Below are 17,001 nucleotides of genomic sequence, written 5' to 3'. Positions count from 1 at the left end.
CCTATGTCGAACCCCCGTTCCAACCGCGGCAAGGACGCCCTCGAGTTCCACGCGAAGGGCCGCCCCGGCAAGATCCAGGTCGTCCCGACCAAGCCGCTCACGACCCAGCGCGACCTGTCGCTCGCGTACTCGCCGGGGGTCGCCGAGCCGTGCATGGAGATCTTCAAGGACCCGGCCGAGGTCTACAAGTACACGGCGCGCGGCAACCTGGTGGCCGTCATCTCCGACGGCACCGCGGTGCTCGGCCTCGGCGACATCGGCCCGCTGGCGAGCAAGCCGGTGATGGAGGGCAAGGGCGTCCTCTTCAAGAAGTTCGCCGACATCGACGTGTTCGACCTCGAGGTCAAGGCGACCAGCCCCGACCAGTTCATCGAGTGCGTGGCGGCGCTCGAGCCGACCTTCGGCGGCATCAACCTCGAGGACATCAAGGCGCCGGAGTGCTTCTACATCGAGGAGAAGCTCAAGCAGCGCATGAACATCCCGGTGTTCCACGACGACCAGCACGGCACCGCGATCATCAGCGGCGCGGCGCTGCTCAACGCCGTGGTGATCCAGAAGAAGACGATCGCCGAGCTCAAGGTGGTCGTCAGCGGCGCCGGGGCGTCGGCGATCGCCTGCGCCAAGTTCTACGTCAGCCTCGGCGTCAAGCTCGAGAACATCATCATGTGCGACTCGAAGGGCGTGCTGTCGCACAAGCGCAAGCTCGAGGCCGGCGACCCGAAGCTCGAGTGGGTGCGTGAGACCGAGGCGGTGACCCTGGCCGACGCGCTGGTCGGCGCCGACCTGCTGCTCGGGCTGTCGCGCGCCGGCCTGGTGACGCCGGAGATGCTGCTGACGATGGCGCCGCGGCCGATCATCTTCGCGCTCGCCAACCCCGACCCGGAGATCGACTACCCGACGGCCAAGGCGACCCGCCCCGACGCGATCGTCGCCACGGGGCGCAGCGACTACAACAACCAGGTCAACAACGTGCTCGGCTTCCCGTTCATCTTCCGCGGGGCGCTCGACGTGCGGGCGACGCAGATCAACGAGGCGATGAAGGTGGCCGCCGCGCACGCGCTGGCCGAGCTGGCGCGCAAGGACGTGCCGCAGGTCGTCAGCGCCGCCTACGGCGAGGAGTTCCACTTCGGGCCCGAGTACATCATCCCCAAGCCGTTCGACCCGCGCGTGCTCCACTGGGTCGCGCCGGCGGTGGCGAAGGCGGCGATGGACACCGGGGTGGCGCAGATCCAGCTCGAGCTCGACGCCTACGTCGAGCGCCTGCAGGGCCTGCTCGGCGGCTCGACGGCGGTGATGCGCAAGTTCGTGCGGATGGCCGCCAGCGCGCCGAAGAAGGTCGTGTTCCCCGAGGGCGACGACCCGCGGATCCTCAAGGCCTGCTCGATCATCACCGAGGAGCAGATCGCCCGCCCGATCCTGCTCGGCGATCCGGAGCGCATCAAGCAGATCATCCGCGACCAGGACATCGACCTGCTCGAGGGCAGCTACGAGATCGTCGACCCGCGCGAGGACGCCGACGCGGCCGCCTACGCCGAGCTGCTGCACCGCCGCCGCGAGCGCAAGGGCGTCACCGCCGAGCTGTCGCGCCTGCTGATGCGCGAGCGCAACCACTTCGGGATGATGATGGTCGCCGAGCGCCGCGTCGACGGCATCGTCACCGGCCTCAACTTCTCGTACCCCGACACCATCCGCCCGGCGCTGCAGATCATCGGCATCCGCCCCGGGGCGCGGAAGATCTGCGGCATGTACCTCATGCTCCACAAGGGCGGCATGCTGTTCTTCGGCGACACCACCGTGAACCTCGACTTCGACGCGACCACCCTGGCCGACGTCGCCGAAATGGTGGCCGACGCAGCGGGCACGTTCGGCGTCACACCACGGGTGGCGATGCTCAGCTTCAGCAACTTCGGCTCGGTCCGCGACCCCCGCTCGACGATGGTCGCCGACGCGACCGAGCTGCTCCGCCGCCGCCGCCCCGACCTCGAGGTCGAGGGCGAGATGCAGGCCAACGTCGCCGTCGACTACGCGCTGATGCAGAGCATCTTCCCGTCGACGCAGCTGACCGGCCCGGCCAACGTGCTCATCTTCCCCAACCTCGAGGCCGGCAACGTCGCCTACAAGCTGATGCGCGAGCTCGGGGGGGTCCCGGCCGTCGGCCCGGTGCTGCTCGGCATGGCCCGCCCGGTGACGGTGCTCGAGCGCGACTGCTCGGTCGACAACATCGTCCACATGACGGCGCTGACGGTCGTCGCGGCCCAGAAGGAAGAGGCGCAGAGCGGCGCTTCGCCCGCGCTGGTGTGAGCGGGCCGGCGGCGGCCGCCGGACCCAAAAGCAGCGGCCGCTCGGGGGACCGAGCGGCCTCGACGAGGCGCGCCGGCGCTGCCCGGCGCGGGAGCCGGTTCAGACGAGCTCGGGCAGGCTGGGCGCCGCGGCGGGCTTCTCGCCGTCGTGCTCGGCGTGCCAGCGCTTCATCTTGCGCTTGATGACCTCTTTTTTGATCGTGCCGACGAGGTCGATCATCAGCTTGCCGGTGAGGTGGTCGTGCTCGTGCTGCAGGGCGCGACCGAGGAGGCCGTCGCCGTCGACCTCGACCACGTTGCCCTCGAGGTCGCGGGCGCGGACCTTGGCCCAGCGCGGCCGCTTGATCTCGACGTACACGCCCGGGAAGCTCAGGCAGCCCTCTTCGGCGACCGCGAGGCCCTTGCCGGTCTCGACCAGCTCGGGGTTGATGAAGACGAGCGGGGGGCTGTTGTCGTCGCCGCCCGCGGGCACCTTGCCGTCGAGGACGAAGATCCGCTCGAGCCGCCCGACCTGGATCGCGGCGATGCCGGCGGCGTTGAGCGAGTACATCGTATCGATCAGGTCGCGGACGAGTTGACGGATGTCGTCGGTGATCTCGCCGACGTCGAAGGTCGTCTCGCGCAGCCGCTGGTCGGGATACTTGACGATGTCGAGGACTGCCATAACCTGTGCGTTGGCTCCGCCGATATTGTAAGCCGGCGCGCCGGCCGAGCAAAGTCCTCGTGCTACAGGTGAGCGCCGCGCCATGAAGCAGCCTTCGCTCGTGTTCGTCTGCCAGAACTTGCGCGACCCTGACGCGATCCAGGGCAGCTGCATGCGTCGTGGCAGCAAAGACGTGCTCGACCGCCTCAAGCAGCTCCGCGTCGAGCTCGGTCTCAAGACGCAGCTGCGCGTGATGGGTTGCACGTGCCTCGGTCCGTGTGAGTCAGGGGTCACCGTGTTGGTGGTCGACGACAAGGGCGGCGCGACGTACTACGGGCGTATGGACGTGGCGACGGCCGACGCGCTCATGCGCGAGCATGTGCTCGCCGGCGAACCCGGCGAGGCGCTGCGGCGCCACCGCCTGCCCAAGGACAACCTGCTCGACCTGTCGGCGCTCGAGGGGCATGAGGATCCCGACGCACAGGCGGCGGAGGAGAAGAACCCATGAGCGTCACTGTGGAGCAAGTGCTGGCCGCGCTGTCGGGCGTGAAGGACCCGGCGACCGGCCGCGAGATCGTCGCCGACCAGGTCTCGGACGTCCGCATCGACGCCGCGGGCGAGGCGACGTTCAGGATCGACCTGATCTCGCCCGGTTTCCCGCTGCGCGACGCCCTCGAGGCGTCGGTGCGCGCGGCGCTCGCCGCTCGCAACCTCCGCGGCACGATCGAGTGGGGCCTCAAGGTGCCGCAGAAGCCGGCGCGCCAGGACCTGAACCGCCTGCCGACGGTGAAGAACATCCTCGCCGTCGCGGCCGGCAAGGGCGGCGTCGGCAAGAGCACCGTCAGCGTCAACGTGGCGACGGCGCTGCACCGCCTCGGCGCCAAGGTGGCGATCCTCGACGCCGACATCTACGGGCCCAGCGTGCCCAAGATGCTCGGCACGCCCGAGCGCGAGACGTCGACCACGCTCGCCGGCGACCGCATCAGCCCCGCGCTGTACCGCGGGATCCCGGTGATGAGCGTCGCCTTCTTCGTCGAGCCCGGCAACGCGGTGGTCTGGCGCGGGCCGATGATCCACAAGCTGCTCAAGCAGTTCCTCGAGGACGTCGACTGGGGCGAGATCGACTACTTGATCGTCGACCTGCCCCCGGGGACAGGTGACGCCCAGCTCTCGCTCGCCCAGCTGATCCCGATCACCGGCTCGATCATGGTCACGACCCCGCAGGAGGTCGCGCTCATCGACGTCCGCCGCGCGGTCAACATGTTTAATAAACTCGAGGTCCCGGTCGTCGGGGTGGTCGAGAACATGAGCTACTACGTGTGCCCGTCCTGCGGCCATCACGACGCGATCTTCGCCAGCGGCGGCGGGGCCGCCCTGGCCCGCGAGCTCGGCGTCGAGCTGCTCGGCCAGGTGCCCATCGACAACAAGGTGTCCTACGGCGGCGAGTCCGGCGTGCCGGTGGTGGAGGGCGCGCCCGCCAGCGAACAGGCCAAGGCCCTCACCAGCGTGGCCGCCCGCGCGGCGCTGGCCCTCAGCAAGCTCAGCGCGACCGGGCCGAAGCGCAGCAGCCTGCTGCGCACGGTGACCTGAGCGGCGGCGGCGGCCCGAGCGAGCAGCAGGCGGCGCCTGACTCCTGCGGCAGCCGGAGATCGCCGCGGCTCGCCGGGTGCAAGCGAGGCAGATTCCGGTTCGGACATGCCGATCAGGGCATGTCGCAGCGGACATGTCGCATGGAACATGTCCGCTGGAGCAGCCTAGTTGAGCAGGATCGACGCCTCGGTGGTCTCGCCGAGGCGGCGCAGCAGCGCGGCGGTGCGGTCGACGAGGAAGCTGAGGCGGTCCTCGGGGGTCTCGGCGGCCAAACTCTGCTGCTGCAGGTCGACGAGCTGGCGCCGGGCGGCGGCGGAGGCGACGTCGTGGCCGCCCATGAGCTCGAGGCTGGGGAGGAAGGCGGTGAGCGCGTAGAGGAGGATCCGCGGGTCGGGCAGGGCGAGCAGCGAGCTGAGCGCGTCGCCGTCGTCGCCGGACAGCCGGGCCAGCCGCTCGATCTGCGAGCGCAGCAGCAGCAGCGTCGACTTGTCGTACACCGGCGGCTCGGGCAGCGCCACGGCCTCGACCTGGCGGAAGAGGTTGGTCATCGGCAGCTCGCGCACGAGTTGCACCCGGCCGAGGCCCTCGAGGCGGATCAGTCGCCGGCCGTCGGGCAGCCGCAGGTGAAACACCAGCTTGCCGAGCCCGAACACCGGTTCGAAGGCGGGACGGCGGTCCACGGTCCGTTCGCCGCGCGGCCGCAGCAGCGGCACGCCGATGTGCTGGCCCTCATTCAACGCGTGGTCGACGAGCTGCAGGTAGCGCGGCTCGAACACGTTGAGCGGCAGCACCATACCGGGCAGGAGGACGACGTTCGGCAGCGGGAAGATCGGCAACGCCGCCAGAACTTCGGGCAGCGGTGTGGACCTGGCCGTGAGCATGGGCGACGCTGCTTTATACCCCGCGTGCTGCCGGCCGCCACCAGTCCGCGGGCCGACAGGCCGGCCCGGGCACAAACGCGCAGGAATTGCTCTAGCGGCTCCGGCCGCTCGCTTCGATCGCCTCGGGCAGCCAATTGACCAGCCCGATCCGCGTGGCCGCCCATGGGTCCGCAGAGCTCCAGGTGTCAGGAAAGTCGACCCGGCTGAGCGAACCGTGGGCCTGCTCGAAGCGCGAGTAGCCGGCCGGCCCGAGGCCCGCTGCGCAAGCAAGGACGACGCGGTTGACGGTGTTGTGGGCGACGACGGCGATCGCTGGGGGCGGGCTGCGACGCGGCTCGTCCGGAGCTCGCAGGTGGCGAGCGACGAGCGCGGTGATGCAGGGGACGACCCGTCCGGCGAGGTCGCGGACGCTCTCTCCGCCGGGGAAGCGATGGTCGAGGAGGTCGTCGTAACCCACGCTGGCGAGCTCGGGCACTCGTGCGCGTCCGTCGCGGAAGGCCACACGCTCGAGCACGCCGAGGTTCATCTCGCGGAGCGCGGGCAGGGCCAGCGGCGCAGGATGCTCAGGTCGGGCGGCGGCGATCCGCGCGGCGCCGATCGTGGCCCGCTCGAGGTCGGAGCTGTAGATCGCCCGCAGCGGGACGTCGGCCAGCGCCTGGGCGACCGCTTCGGCCTGCCGGAGGCCGCGGGCCGACAGCCCGACGTCGGCGTGCCCGATGAACATGTCCGAATTGACAGGCTCGCCGTGGCGGACGAGATAGAGGCGGAGCCCGGTCACGCGAACAGCTGGGCCTGCAAGTCGGGCCGCCCTGACAGCTCGCCGCGCACCGAGCTGGTGACGACCTCGGCGCCGTGCTTGTTGTCGGGGATGCTGAGGCAGGTGTGGCGCCCACGCATGACGCAGCCGGCCCCGCGCGCGCCGAGGTGCTCGACCAACGCGTCGACGACGTCGTTGCAGGCGCGCTCTTGCAGGGTGAGGCGGCGCGTGAAACAGGCGACGAGATCGGCGAGCCGCCCGAAGCCCGCGAGCTTGGCGGCGGGGAGATAGGCGACGGTGGCCGTGCCGGTGTAGGGGAGCAAGTGGTGCGGGCAGAGCCCGTGAAAGGGGATCCCGCGCACCACGACGAGCGCCGATTCACCCTCGCCCTCGACCGGGTCGCCGAGGATCTTGGCCGGGTCCATGTCGAAGCCGGACAAGAACTCCTGCGACCAGACGCGCGCGACTCGACTCGGCGTGCTCGTGAAGTCTTTGTGCTGGCGGTCGAGCCCGCAGGCGTCGAGGAGCGACGCGATCGCCTGCTCGAGAGCCATCTGGCGGTCGCTCACCGCGGGCTGTGGTTCAGCGCGCTTGGGAGTGGGCACGTCGTCTCGATATACCCGGTCCGCGTGGACGGGGCACGTGCGCTAGCCTTCGCCGCGCCAGGTCAGGCGGAAGCCTCGCGGCAGCTCGGCCGGCTCCGGCAGGCGCGTGCAGCCGAGGCAGCACGCGCGGTCAGGGGCCGCCTGGGTGCAGTCGCGGCACACCGCGAGGGCCTGGCGAGTCCCCTCGAGGTCGGCGCGCAGGCGCGTGAGCACGTCGAGCTTGCGCTCGAGCTCGCCGAGCCGCGCGCTCAGGGTTCGGTCGAGCCGCTGGCACGCCTCGCGGTCGTTGGTGGCGGTGCCGCGAGTCGCGAGCAGCTCGGCGATCTCCTCGAGCGACCAGCCGGCCTCGCGCAGGGCGACGATGAAGTTGAGACGGTCGAGCTCGTCGGGCGAAAACGCGCGGTGCCCCCCTCGCGTCCGCGTGGCCCGCAGTAACCCCTCACGCTCATAAAACCGCACGGTTCGCGGTGTGCAGCCGCTTCCGGCCAGCATGTCCTTCAAACTGAGCGTCCGTTCCATCCCCGACATGGTAAAACCGTACGCATTACCTATCGTAACAGTCAATATTGCGAGAGGGTTTGTCGGTGGCGCCGGCGCGTGAGATCGGTAGGCTCTGCGCGTCATGGAAGACTCTGAGCAGGTGGCGCCGATCGCGCTGGTCACGGGCGCGGCTGTCCGCGTGGGACGGGCGATCCTCACCAGGCTGGCGGGCGCGGGCTATCGCGTGTGGTTGCACTATCACCGGAGCGAGGCCGCGGCGGCCGAGCTGGCCGAGGAGCTGGGGGCGAGGTGCGTCGGCACGATCCAGGCCGATCTCGCGGCGGAGCCGGCGCGAGCGGCTCTCGCCGTGCGGGTGCTCGACCCGCAGGGGCCCGCCGGGGGCCGGTTGGACCTGCTGGTCAACAGCGCGGCGAGCTTCGAGCGCGGCGAGTTCACGGCCCGCAGCGACGACGATCTCCGGCGCGTGCTCGAGGTGAACCTGGTGGCGCCGCTGTCGCTGGTGCGGGCGCTGGCGCCGGCGTTGACCGCGGCGCGCGGGGCGGTGGTCAACATCCTCGACGTCGCGGGGCTGCAGCCGTGGCGGGGCTACCTCGATCACTGCACCGCCAAGGCTGCGCTGCTGATGGCGACGAAGGCGCTGGCGATCGAGCTGGCGCCGGCGGTGCGGGTCAACGGCGTCGCCCCCGGCACCGTCGCCTGGCCGGAAGAGGGGGATCCGCGGTTCGCCGAGGGGTCGGAGATCCGCGCGCGGATTATGCGCGCGATCCCGCTCCGGCGGATCGGCACGCCGGAAGACGTGGCCGAGACCGTGCTGTTTCTGGCCCGCAGCGCCTTCGTCAGCGGGCAAGTCATCGCCGTCGACGGCGGGCGGTCGGCCGCCGGCGGGGTCGCCGGCGGGTGAACCACGGCCAGGCGGGCCGCTTGACCGCCGCCGCGGGATCTCCTATCCATTGCGGCCTTCACCATGGCCCGCCAAACCGACGAAGAGTTCTCCGACTACAACCAGCGCCGCGAGCCGCTCCCGAACCCCGCCACCACCGTGAACGATCATCGGCCGGTGACGGGCCGCCCGCTGGAGGTCAAGGTCGACGAGCGCGGCGTCGAGCGGGCGATCCGCAAGCTCCGCCGCCTGATGGCCAGCGAGGGCGTGCTCCGCGAGATCAAGCGCCGCCGCCACTACGAGAAGCCGAGCGTCAAGATGAAGCGCAAGCTCCGTGAGGCCGAGCGCCGCCGCAAGCGTCGCCAGCGCAAGCGGCCGATGATGCGCGGCGAGGCCTAGCAGTCCTTTCGGACATGTCCATGCGGCTGCGTCTGGTCGCCGCCCGGCGCGATGACGGTGTCCCGAGGGACATGTCCGAACATGCATGTACCGCCCCCGGCCTGATCGCGCTGCGCTGCGTGTTCGGCGTCGGCGATCCGCACGGGGGCGCGGTGTTCTGCCCGGTCTACACCGTGGCGCTGCCGGTCGGTCAGCCCGGGGCGCTCGACGACGACGACATCCACGAGTTCGCGGCCGCCGACCTGCTCGCCGATCTCCAGCGCCGGGCGACGCGCCGCGGCTGGTCGATGCGCGTCGAGGTCGAGGTCGAGCAGACCGCCGCCGACGCGGCCGGCTGCGACGTCTACGCCCAGGGCCCGGAGGAGGTGACTGCGCTGCAGCTGCTCGCGCAGGCGGACGCGCCGGGCGGAGGGAGGCGGCTGACCTTTGGGACAGGTCTTGCCCACGCGCCGGAGGCGGTGGTGCGCCTGGCCGGTCCGTACGTGGTGCAGCACGCCGCGAGCCCGCCGACTGCGATCGCGCCGGGGCTGGCGTGTACCTTCGAGCTCGGTTTCACCGAGTACGAGTTCGAGGCCTGAGGCGTGGCGAGTCGGAGACGACGGCCGCGGTGGCTCGGCCCCGTGCTGGTGCTCGCGCTGGTGCTGGCGTGGTCGCTCGTGGGCGAGCCCTTGCGCCGCTGGTGGGGGTTGCCCGGGGAGGGCGCCGCGCCGGGCAGGTCCGCGGACCAGCTGCGGGTGGCCACCTGGAACCTGCGCAACTTCCCCGAAGAGGGGCACGACCTCGCACGCCTGGCCGCTCGCTTGCCGGCGCTCGCCGCCGACGTGATCGCGGTGCAGGAGATCCACGACGCCGAACAACTGAAGCAGTCGATGCCCGGCTGGGAGCTGGTGCTGTCGGCGACCGGCGGGCGCAACGACCAGCGGCTCGGCTTCCTCTACGACCCGGCCGTGTTCGAGCTGATCGGCGCGCCGCGAGAGCACGAGCCGCTGACGATGGGCGGTCAAGTGCGGCCTGGCCTTTCGGGCTACTTGCGAGCCCGCGGCGGGGGGCCCGACTTCCACGTGCTGGTGGTGCACCTCAAGGCGCGCGACGAGGGCTACGCGCTGCGTCGCTCGCAGTGGGAGGTGCTGGCCGGGATCGTCGAGGAGATCGCGCGGGATGACGACGATGTCATCGTCCTCGGCGATTTCAACGCCACAGGGCCTACCCGGGGCGGGCCCGACGAGGAGCTGCAGGCCCTCGATGCGCGGCTCGGCGCAGTCGGTCTGCAGCGAGTGGTCAACAGCTCAGGCTGCTCGGCCTACTGGGATGGGGGCCGGCGCGATGCCTGGCACGAACCATCCTTGCTCGACCTGGTGTGGGTCCGCGGGCGCCTCGCCGCCGAGGTCGAGAAGGTACACGCCGAACCACTCCTACACTGCGCGCGTCATGCCTGCCGGCCTTTCCGCTCGACCCCGACCCATCCCGAGCGCGACTACGCCGACCTGAGCGACCACTGCCCGGTCATCTTCGACTTCGAGCGCGGTCCCGACGACGACCCCTGATACAGAAGTTGGGTCCGCGTCGGTTTCGCGCGCGGACATTGCTGGCGCACGGCGAGGAGCATGGTAAACCCGCCCGGCCCGGCTGAAGATTTGCGCGGTCGCGCAGTCCAAGGGCACCATCGGCTTCCATGTCTGGTCCTGTCTTCGCGAGCGAACCTTGCAAAGCTAACCTCCCTCCCCTGGGCGGTCAATTTGCAGTTCGTGACGAGCCCGGCGCAGTGCCTTTTTGCTGCGCCCGGGCTCGTTCCCTTTTAAAGGGGCTTTGCAGGGTCCTTCGGTCATGGGACCATCTCGACCGTCTGACGCGGGTTGCGCCTGCACCCGCCCCCATGCGGCGAGAATTCCGTGGAAACCACCGACGAGTTCATCGCAGAGCTTGGTAAGGAGCAAAGTGAAGATCATGATCACGAATCGAATGGGATCCTTTGGGTTGATCGCCGGCGGCCTCATTGCCGGTCTGTCGCTCACCGCTACGCAGGGCTGCGACGAGGTCGGTAACCTCGCGGAGCAGTGCGGTCTCGTCTGCGACAGCGAGGCGTTCGTCAACGGCAAGTTCAACGTCTCCGGCATCGCCGAGATCGACTCGTTCTTCAGCGCGACGCTCGATGTCTCCGGGGCGATCAACGCCACTGCCGCCGACATCCAGGCCGAGGTCGCCGCGCTCTACGGGCTCGTCGGCGCCGAGGTCGGCGGTGACTTCAAGGCAGCGCTCCAGGCCAAGCTGCAGGCGTACATCGACGTCGAGGCGGGTCTGAAGATCAAGGCCGAGCCGGCGCGCTGCGAGGCGCAGCTCGACATCGCCGCCAAGGCGGCCGCCGAGTGCGATGTCGACGCGAAGCCCGGCTCGATCGAGGCCAAGTGCGAGGGCTCCTGCGCGATCGATGCCAGCGCCCAGGCCGACTGCCACGCGGCCGGCGGTCTGACCTGCGAGGGTCAGGCGCCCAACCTGGAGTGCGAGGGCACCTGCAAGGGCTCCTGCGAGTTCACTGCGGCGGCGGCCTGCGACGGCACTTGCAGCGGTCGTTGCGACGGCCAGGACAACTTCGAGGGTCGTTGCGGCGGCATGTGCGAGGGCACCTGCGATCTCGGCGCGGGCGGCACCTGCGAGGGCAAGTGCACCGGCTCGTGCGAGTACACCCCGCCGAGCGGCTCTTGCGACGCGTCGGCCGAGGCCCGCTGCTCGGCGTCCGCCGAGGCGAACGTCGAGTGCAAGGGCAGCTGCACCGGCAAGGCGACCCCGCCCGAGGTGTCGGCCGAGTGCAAGGCGACCGTCGAGGCCAAGGCCGAGGCGAGCGTCCAGTGCTACCCGCCGTCGCTGACCGTGGACTACGTCTTCAACGCCGAGGCCGGTGGCAACGCCGACCTGCGCGCCGAGTTCAAGGGCTTCATCAACAACTTCAAGATCCGCTACGCGGCGCTCCTGGCCGCCGTGGCGCGCGCCGAGGGCCTGATCGATGTCAGCGCCACGCTCGGCGACGCCGGCGTGTCCGCCATCAACTCGGCCGCGGGCACGCTCAAGGCCTCGGGCGACCTCAAGGCGTCGATCGGCGCCGCTTGTGCGATCGGCCTGCTGCCGGACGCGGCCAAGCTGCTCACCGACTCGGCCGGCCGTCTCAGCGCGCAGCTGCAGGCCGCCGGCTCGATCAGCGCCGCGGTCGTCGCCAACTGATCACGCGGCATTCGCAGCCCGCGAGGGCCGTCCGGCGTCGCCGGGCGGCCCTCGGTTATTGGTGGGCTCGATGCGCTCCGGGGCGCTCGCCGCTATCGTGAGGAGAATGCGTCGAGTCGTCCTGGTCCTCGGAACGTTCGCGCTCGCCTGTCAGCCGGGCGGCGGGGTCGAGAGCACGATCGACAGCGCCGTCGATACGACCGCGGCGATGACGACGTCGGGCACGTCGAGCACGACGACGTCGACGCTGCCGACGACCGGAGCGGAGACCGGCACGAGCACCACGGGGACGAGCTCGACCAGCACCACGCAGGAGACGTCGAGCAGCTCGAGCAGCGGGACGACCGGCGAGCACGAGGTGCCTCCCGGGAGCACGATCCCGGTCGGCGACGGCGACTACTTCTTGCTGGGCGCCAACTATCCGTGGCTGAACTACGGCGGGGACTTCGGCGGCAACAACTGGGGCACCTATGGCGTGCATACCGAGCAGGCCGAGGTCGGGGCGCACTTCGACGCGATGCGGGGATACGGGCTCCGCGTCGCGCGGTGGTTCGTGTTCACCGACGGGCGCGCGGGGATCTCGTTCACCGGCGACGGCACACCGACCGGCCTCGGCGAACATGTTTTCATGGACATGCAAGAAGCCGTGGCGATCGCGCGGGCGCGTGGCATCTACCTGGTGCCGGTGCTGCTCGACTTCCACTGGATGTTCTGGGCCCAGCAGAACAACGGAGTACAGACGGGCGGGCGCAGCGACACGCTGAAGGACCCGGCCAAGCGGGCGGCGCTGGTCGAGGCAGTGATCGTGCCGCTCTTGCAGGCGTTCGCCGACGAGCCGGCGATCCTGGCGTGGGAGATCATGAACGAGCCGGAGTGGTCGATCTCCGACCTGCCGGCCGCGTCCCCGGACGGCGGGGCCGATGCCGTCCCGCTGGCGGACTTCTACGCGTTCGCGGCCGCGGTCGCCGACGCGGTGCATGCCCACACGTCGTCGTACGTGACGCTGGGGTCGGCGTCGCTCAAGTGGTACCGGGTGTGGACGCCCGAGTTCGCGGCCTCGCACGGGCTGCCGCCGCTGGCGCTCGACTTCTACCAGACGCACTACTACCCGTGGATGGACGGGCAGATGTGGAGCGGCGATCCGGAGCTGGGGACGGTGCAGTTCTCGCCGATGGTGCAGACGTACGCCGACCTCGGGCTCGACCGGCCGATGGTGGTGGGCGAGTTCATCGCCTCCGACCAGGCGGCCGCGCGGCTCGACGTGCTGCTCGCCAACGGCTACGCGGGCGCGTGGCCGTGGAGCCTGACGAGCGATTACTCCCTCGACGGCGCCGGCATGAAGACGTGGGCCGACGCCCACGCGGCGCTGGTCGGGTTGCCGCCGCTCTGACCCGGGCCGTCGCGCGGCGCACATGTACCCGCGTTCGCGCGGGGCGTGGTGCTCGCCGCGGAACCTCGCCCGGGCGAGGTTGTCTGAGGCCCCGTATGCCACGCCTCGACCGCCGTGCTCGCGCGACCGCGCACTCGTTGAAATCGAAAGACATGTCGTTTAGAACATGTCGCAATGGACTGGCAGTGAAGAGCGGCGCAGCGGCGGCGCTGGCCTCGCTGGCGCTGGCCTGTACGGCCAATCCGGGCAAGCCGGAGGCGACGGCGACGACGATGGCGTTGCCGAGCAAGGGCGTGAAGCTCACCGACGACGGGGCGACACGGCGGTCGCCGGTGTCGCTGACGGCGTCGGACGGCACCGGGCTCAAGCTGGTGAGCTTCAAGGCGCGCGGCGTGGTCGAGGAGCCGCTGGCGTTCACCGAGCTGCACCTCGTGTTCGAGAACCCGAACGACCGCCAGATCGAGGGCCGCTTCGAGATCGACATGCCGCCGGGCGCGGCGATCTCTCGCTTCGCCATGAAGATCCACGACCGCTGGCAGGAGGGCGAGGTGGTCGAGCGGCAGGCGGCGCGGGTCGCCTACGAGGACTTCCTGCACAAGCGGCAGGACCCGGCGCTGCTCGAGAACAAGGCCGGCAACTCGTTCAGCGCGCGCGTGTTCCCGATCGGCCCGCGCGAGCGCAAGGAGCTGATCGTCTCGTACTCGCAGGAGCTGCCCAGCTCGGCCGAGCCGTACCGGCTGATGCTGCGCGGGCTGCCCGAGCTCGACGAGCTCGACGCCAGCGTGATCCTGCGCGAGCCCGGCGGCGCGGCGGCGCCGACCAACCTGGGCGGCGCGGCGGTCAAGACCAGCGTCATCGAGATCAAGAAGAAGTACCTGCCGGAGCGCGATCTCGAGGTCCGCTCGGACCGCCCGGCGATGGTGATGGGCCTGCGCCACGACAACCTCGTGGTCGCGCGCGTGGCCCCGGTCGGCGACATGCCGGCGGTGCCGATCGGCGCGCTCACGGTGCTGTTCGACACCAGCGCGTCGCGGGCGCTCGGGTTCGAACGCCAGCTGCGGCGGCTCGCGGATGTCCTGAAGAGCATGCGCGAACAGACAGGCGATGACTTCCCGCTGCGCGTGGTGTGCTTCGACCAGGCGACCGAGAAGGTCTACGACGGCCCGGTCAGCGGGTTCGGCCAGGCGCAGCTCGAGCGGATCGCGTCGCGGCGGGCGCTGGGCGCGTCGGATCTGGCCGGCGCGCTGGCCTCGCTGGCCGCGGACGCGGGCGGGTCGCGCCGGCTGCTGGTGTTCTCCGACGGCATCACGACCGCCGGTTCGGCCGAGCACGCGGCCCTGCGCCACGCCAGCAAGGCGCTCGCGGCCGCCGGGTTCGAGCGGGCCGACGCGATCGTGGACGGCGGGATCCAGGACACTGCCACGCTCAAAGCGCTGACCACCGCCGACCTGCCGAGCGACGGCGTGGTGATGGACGCTCGCCTGCCGCTCGAGACGATCGCCCACAAGCTCGGCAGCGCGACGCTGCCGGCGATGAAGGTGACGGTGCCCGGAGCCGCGTGGGTGTGGCCGGACACGATCGAGGGCGCGCAGCCGGGCGACGAGATGCTGGTCTACGCCGACCTGCCGGCCGAGGCGGCGATGCGGGTGGTAATCGAGGGCCAGGACCGGATCGAGGCCGAGGTGCCGACGACGGCGGTCGAGCGGCCGCTGCTCGAGCGGGCGTGGGTGCGAGCGCAGGTCGAGCGGCTGCAGGCGCAGCGCTCGAGCCTGCCGGAGGCCGACACGGCGGCGCGGGCGGGGCTGCAGAAGACGATCGTCGAGCTGTCGACCAAGTACCGCGTGCTCAGCGACTTCACGGCGCTGCTGGTGCTCGAGTCGGAGTGGGACTACCAGCGCTTCAACATCGACCGCAACGCGCTGGTTGACATCTTGACGGTGGGCGCCACCGGGGTCGAGCGGTACAACCGCAAGTCGGCGCCGGCGAAGCTGCCCGACGCCGGCACGCTGGTCCGCCGCGAGCCGCGGGAGGAGTTCAAGGCGCCAGCCGAGCCGCAGCGCGACGCGATCCCGATGATGGCGCGCAACTTCGACCCGGAGATGGCGCAGCGGCAGGCGGGGATCCTCGGGGTCATGTCCCAAGAGGCAGGTCACTTCCTGGCCAGCCCGTACGGCGGGGCGTTCGCGGTCGGCAACGACGACGCCGACGTGTGGGGCGGGTTGACGGGCACCGAGGTCGGCGAGGCGTACGGGGTCGGCGGGCTCGGGCTCGTCGGCACCGGCCGCGGCGGCGGCGGCACGGGCGAGGGCACGATCGGCCTCGGCAACACGGGGCTCATCGGCAAGGGCGGCGGCGGCGGCGCAGGCTCGGGCTACGGGCGAGGTGCGGGCGCCGGCTTCGGCGGCCGCGGCATGCGGGTGCCGACGGTGCGCCAGGCCAAGGCCGAGGTGCAGGGGGCGCTCGACAAGGACATCATCCGCCGGATCGTCCGCGCCCACATCAACGAGATCCGCTACTGCTACAACCAGGCGCTGGCGCGCGACCCGGGGGCCAAGGGGCGGGTGGCGATTCAGTTCGTCATCGGCGGCACCGGCAAGGTGCCCACGGCGGTGGTGGCCGAGAGCACGATGCGCGACGCAGCGGTGGGGAGCTGCATGGCCCAGGCGGTGCGCCGCTGGACCTTCCCCAAGCCGCAGGGCGGCGGGTCGGTCACGGTCACCTACCCGTTCGTGCTCGAGCCCGGCGGCAATGTGCCGGCCGACTACACGCCGCCGCCGCCGCCGACGCCCGAGGAGCTGGCGCGGCAGCGAGCCGAGGAAGAGGCGTGGCAGACCCGCATGCGCGAGCAGGAGGCGCAGCGGCTGGCCGAGCAGCAGGAGGCCGAGCGCACCGCGAACAGCCCGTACACCGGCAAGTTCTTCGACGTCGCCAAGAAGCTGCGCGACAAGGACGCGCGCGGGGCCGTCGCGCTGGCGCTGGAGTGGCACGAGCAGGACCCGGGCGACGTGCTGGCGCTGATCGCCCTCGGCGAGGCGGCCGAGACCGCAGGCGACGCGAACACGGCTGCGCGCGCCTACGGGTCGATCATCGACCTGTTCCCGTCGCGCGCCGACCTGCGGCGCTACGTCGGCGCGCGGCTCGAGCGGCTCGGCGAGGCGGGCTCGACGCTGGCGGTCGACACCTTCGCCAAGGCGGTCGAGTCACGGCCCGATCACCCGTCGAGCCACCGGCTGTACGCCTACGCGCTGCTCAAGGCGGGCAAGCACAAGGAGGCGTTCGAGGCGATCAAGGCCGGAGCGACGCGGACGTACCCGTGGGGCCGCTTCGCGGGGGTCGACCAGATCTTGCGCGAGGACCTGGGCCTGATCGCGGCGGCGTGGATCAAGGCCGACCCGTCGGTGGCGTTCACGGTGCGGGCGACGCTCGACGGCCTCAACGTCGCGCTGCCGAGCAAGCCGTCGACGCGGTTCGTGATCAACTGGGAGACGGACGCCAACGACGTCGACTTCCACGTCCACGACGGCCGCAAGGACCACGCGTTCTACGCCCAGAAGCGGCTGCCGAGCGGCGGCCAGCTGTACGCCGACGTGACGACCGGCTACGGGCCGGAGTGCTTCACGATCGAGGGCGAGCCGCAGGCGTTCCCGTACAAGCTCGAGGCCCACTACTTCAGCCGCGGACCGATGGGCTACGGCATGGGGAAGCTGCAGATCGTCCAGCACGACGGCAAGGGCGCGCTGAAGTTCGAGGAGCGGCCGTTCGTCATCATGAAGGACCGCGCCTACGTCGACCTCGGCACGTTCGACAAGCCGCTGTGATTCTGCAGAAGTTGGAAAGAGCAT

At 70.8% G+C, this 17,001-nt stretch carries 15 protein-coding genes; 10 read left to right on the top strand and 5 right to left on the bottom strand.

The annotated features are described in order from the left end of the window. The first annotated feature begins 3 nt into the window (after positions 1 to 3). The gene (locus tag NAEX_RS14095; RefSeq protein WP_096328020.1) at positions 4 to 2,301 is read left to right on the top strand and encodes an NADP-dependent malic enzyme; all 2,298 of its coding nucleotides are present in this window, start codon (positions 4 to 6) and stop codon (positions 2,299 to 2,301) included. A 99-nt stretch (positions 2,302 to 2,400) separates the two neighbouring features. On the opposite strand, the gene def is transcribed toward NAEX_RS14095, so the two are convergent. Then, positions 2,401 to 2,964 carry a peptide deformylase gene (gene def, locus NAEX_RS14090; protein ID WP_096328019.1) on the bottom strand — a complete coding sequence of 188 codons (564 nt, stop codon included), beginning with the start codon at positions 2,962 to 2,964 and terminating at the stop codon, positions 2,401 to 2,403. Between the two features lie 82 nt (positions 2,965 to 3,046). Here def and NAEX_RS14085 point away from each other — a divergent pair, with 82 nt between their 5' ends. Both NAEX_RS14085 and NAEX_RS14080 read left to right on the top strand, forming a co-directional pair. Beyond that, positions 3,047 to 3,451, top strand: coding sequence for a (2Fe-2S) ferredoxin domain-containing protein (locus NAEX_RS14085; protein ID WP_096328018.1), 405 nt, complete (start codon positions 3,047 to 3,049; stop codon positions 3,449 to 3,451). Beyond that, a complete protein-coding gene (locus NAEX_RS14080) occupies positions 3,448 to 4,533 on the top strand; it encodes an Mrp/NBP35 family ATP-binding protein (protein ID WP_096328017.1) in 1,086 nt (361 codons plus the stop codon). The genes NAEX_RS14085 and NAEX_RS14080 overlap by 4 nt, the downstream gene beginning before the upstream one ends. 164 nt (positions 4,534 to 4,697) lie before the next feature. Here the strand turns inward: NAEX_RS14080 and NAEX_RS14075 are convergent, their stop codons facing one another. The 4 genes from NAEX_RS14075 to NAEX_RS14060 all read right to left on the bottom strand — a co-directional run bounded on the left by NAEX_RS14075 (position 4,698) and on the right by NAEX_RS14060 (position 7,295). Next, positions 4,698 to 5,414, bottom strand: a complete 717-nt coding sequence (locus NAEX_RS14075; RefSeq protein WP_096328016.1) for an LON peptidase substrate-binding domain-containing protein — start codon at positions 5,412 to 5,414, stop codon at positions 4,698 to 4,700. A gap of 91 nt (positions 5,415 to 5,505) precedes the next feature. Beyond that, positions 5,506 to 6,192 carry a histidine phosphatase family protein gene (locus tag NAEX_RS14070; protein WP_096328015.1) on the bottom strand — a complete coding sequence of 229 codons (687 nt, stop codon included), beginning with the start codon at positions 6,190 to 6,192 and terminating at the stop codon, positions 5,506 to 5,508. Then, positions 6,189 to 6,776 carry a GTP cyclohydrolase I gene (gene folE / locus NAEX_RS14065; protein WP_143140711.1) on the bottom strand — a complete coding sequence of 196 codons (588 nt, stop codon included), beginning with the start codon at positions 6,774 to 6,776 and terminating at the stop codon, positions 6,189 to 6,191. Before folE ends, NAEX_RS14070 begins: the two co-directional genes overlap by 4 nt. A gap of 42 nt (positions 6,777 to 6,818) precedes the next feature. Continuing rightward, complete coding sequence (locus tag NAEX_RS14060; protein ID WP_170135711.1) at positions 6,819 to 7,295, bottom strand: MerR family transcriptional regulator; 477 nt, start codon at positions 7,293 to 7,295, stop codon at positions 6,819 to 6,821. Between the two features lie 103 nt (positions 7,296 to 7,398). Between NAEX_RS14060 and NAEX_RS14055 the strand changes: the two genes are divergently transcribed. The 7 genes from NAEX_RS14055 to NAEX_RS50135 all read left to right on the top strand — a co-directional run bounded on the left by NAEX_RS14055 (position 7,399) and on the right by NAEX_RS50135 (position 16,977). Next, the gene (locus NAEX_RS14055; RefSeq protein WP_096328012.1) at positions 7,399 to 8,178 is read left to right on the top strand and encodes an SDR family oxidoreductase; all 780 of its coding nucleotides are present in this window, start codon (positions 7,399 to 7,401) and stop codon (positions 8,176 to 8,178) included. A gap of 171 nt (positions 8,179 to 8,349) precedes the next feature. Continuing rightward, complete coding sequence (gene rpsU / locus NAEX_RS14050; RefSeq protein ID WP_420814165.1) at positions 8,350 to 8,556, top strand: 30S ribosomal protein S21; 207 nt, start codon at positions 8,350 to 8,352, stop codon at positions 8,554 to 8,556. Between the two features lie 71 nt (positions 8,557 to 8,627). After that, positions 8,628 to 9,134 (top strand): hypothetical protein, encoded by a 507-nt coding sequence (locus tag NAEX_RS14045; RefSeq protein ID WP_096328010.1) that lies wholly within the window; start codon positions 8,628 to 8,630, stop codon positions 9,132 to 9,134. A gap of 3 nt (positions 9,135 to 9,137) precedes the next feature. Next, positions 9,138 to 10,100, top strand: a complete 963-nt coding sequence (locus tag NAEX_RS14040) for an endonuclease/exonuclease/phosphatase family protein (protein ID WP_096328009.1) — start codon at positions 9,138 to 9,140, stop codon at positions 10,098 to 10,100. Positions 10,101 to 10,500: 400 nt separating this feature from the next. Continuing rightward, positions 10,501 to 11,769 (top strand): hypothetical protein, encoded by a 1,269-nt coding sequence (locus NAEX_RS47830; protein WP_143140710.1) that lies wholly within the window; start codon positions 10,501 to 10,503, stop codon positions 11,767 to 11,769. 106 nt (positions 11,770 to 11,875) lie between these two features. After that, positions 11,876 to 13,159: a cellulase family glycosylhydrolase gene (locus tag NAEX_RS14035; RefSeq protein WP_143140709.1), complete on the top strand. Its 1,284-nt coding sequence runs from the start codon at positions 11,876 to 11,878 to the stop codon at positions 13,157 to 13,159. A gap of 185 nt (positions 13,160 to 13,344) precedes the next feature. Further along, the gene (locus tag NAEX_RS50135) at positions 13,345 to 16,977 is read left to right on the top strand and encodes a TonB family protein (protein ID WP_170135710.1); all 3,633 of its coding nucleotides are present in this window, start codon (positions 13,345 to 13,347) and stop codon (positions 16,975 to 16,977) included. Positions 16,978 to 17,001: the final 24 nt, after the last annotated feature.

Origin of the sequence: Nannocystis exedens (genome assembly GCF_002343915.1) — a bacterium.
In the GTDB taxonomy this organism is placed as follows: domain Bacteria; phylum Myxococcota_A; class Polyangia; order Nannocystales; family Nannocystaceae; genus Nannocystis; species Nannocystis exedens.
Note: the sequence above shows the minus strand (reverse complement) of the source record. Positions and strands in the feature narration are given on the sequence as shown.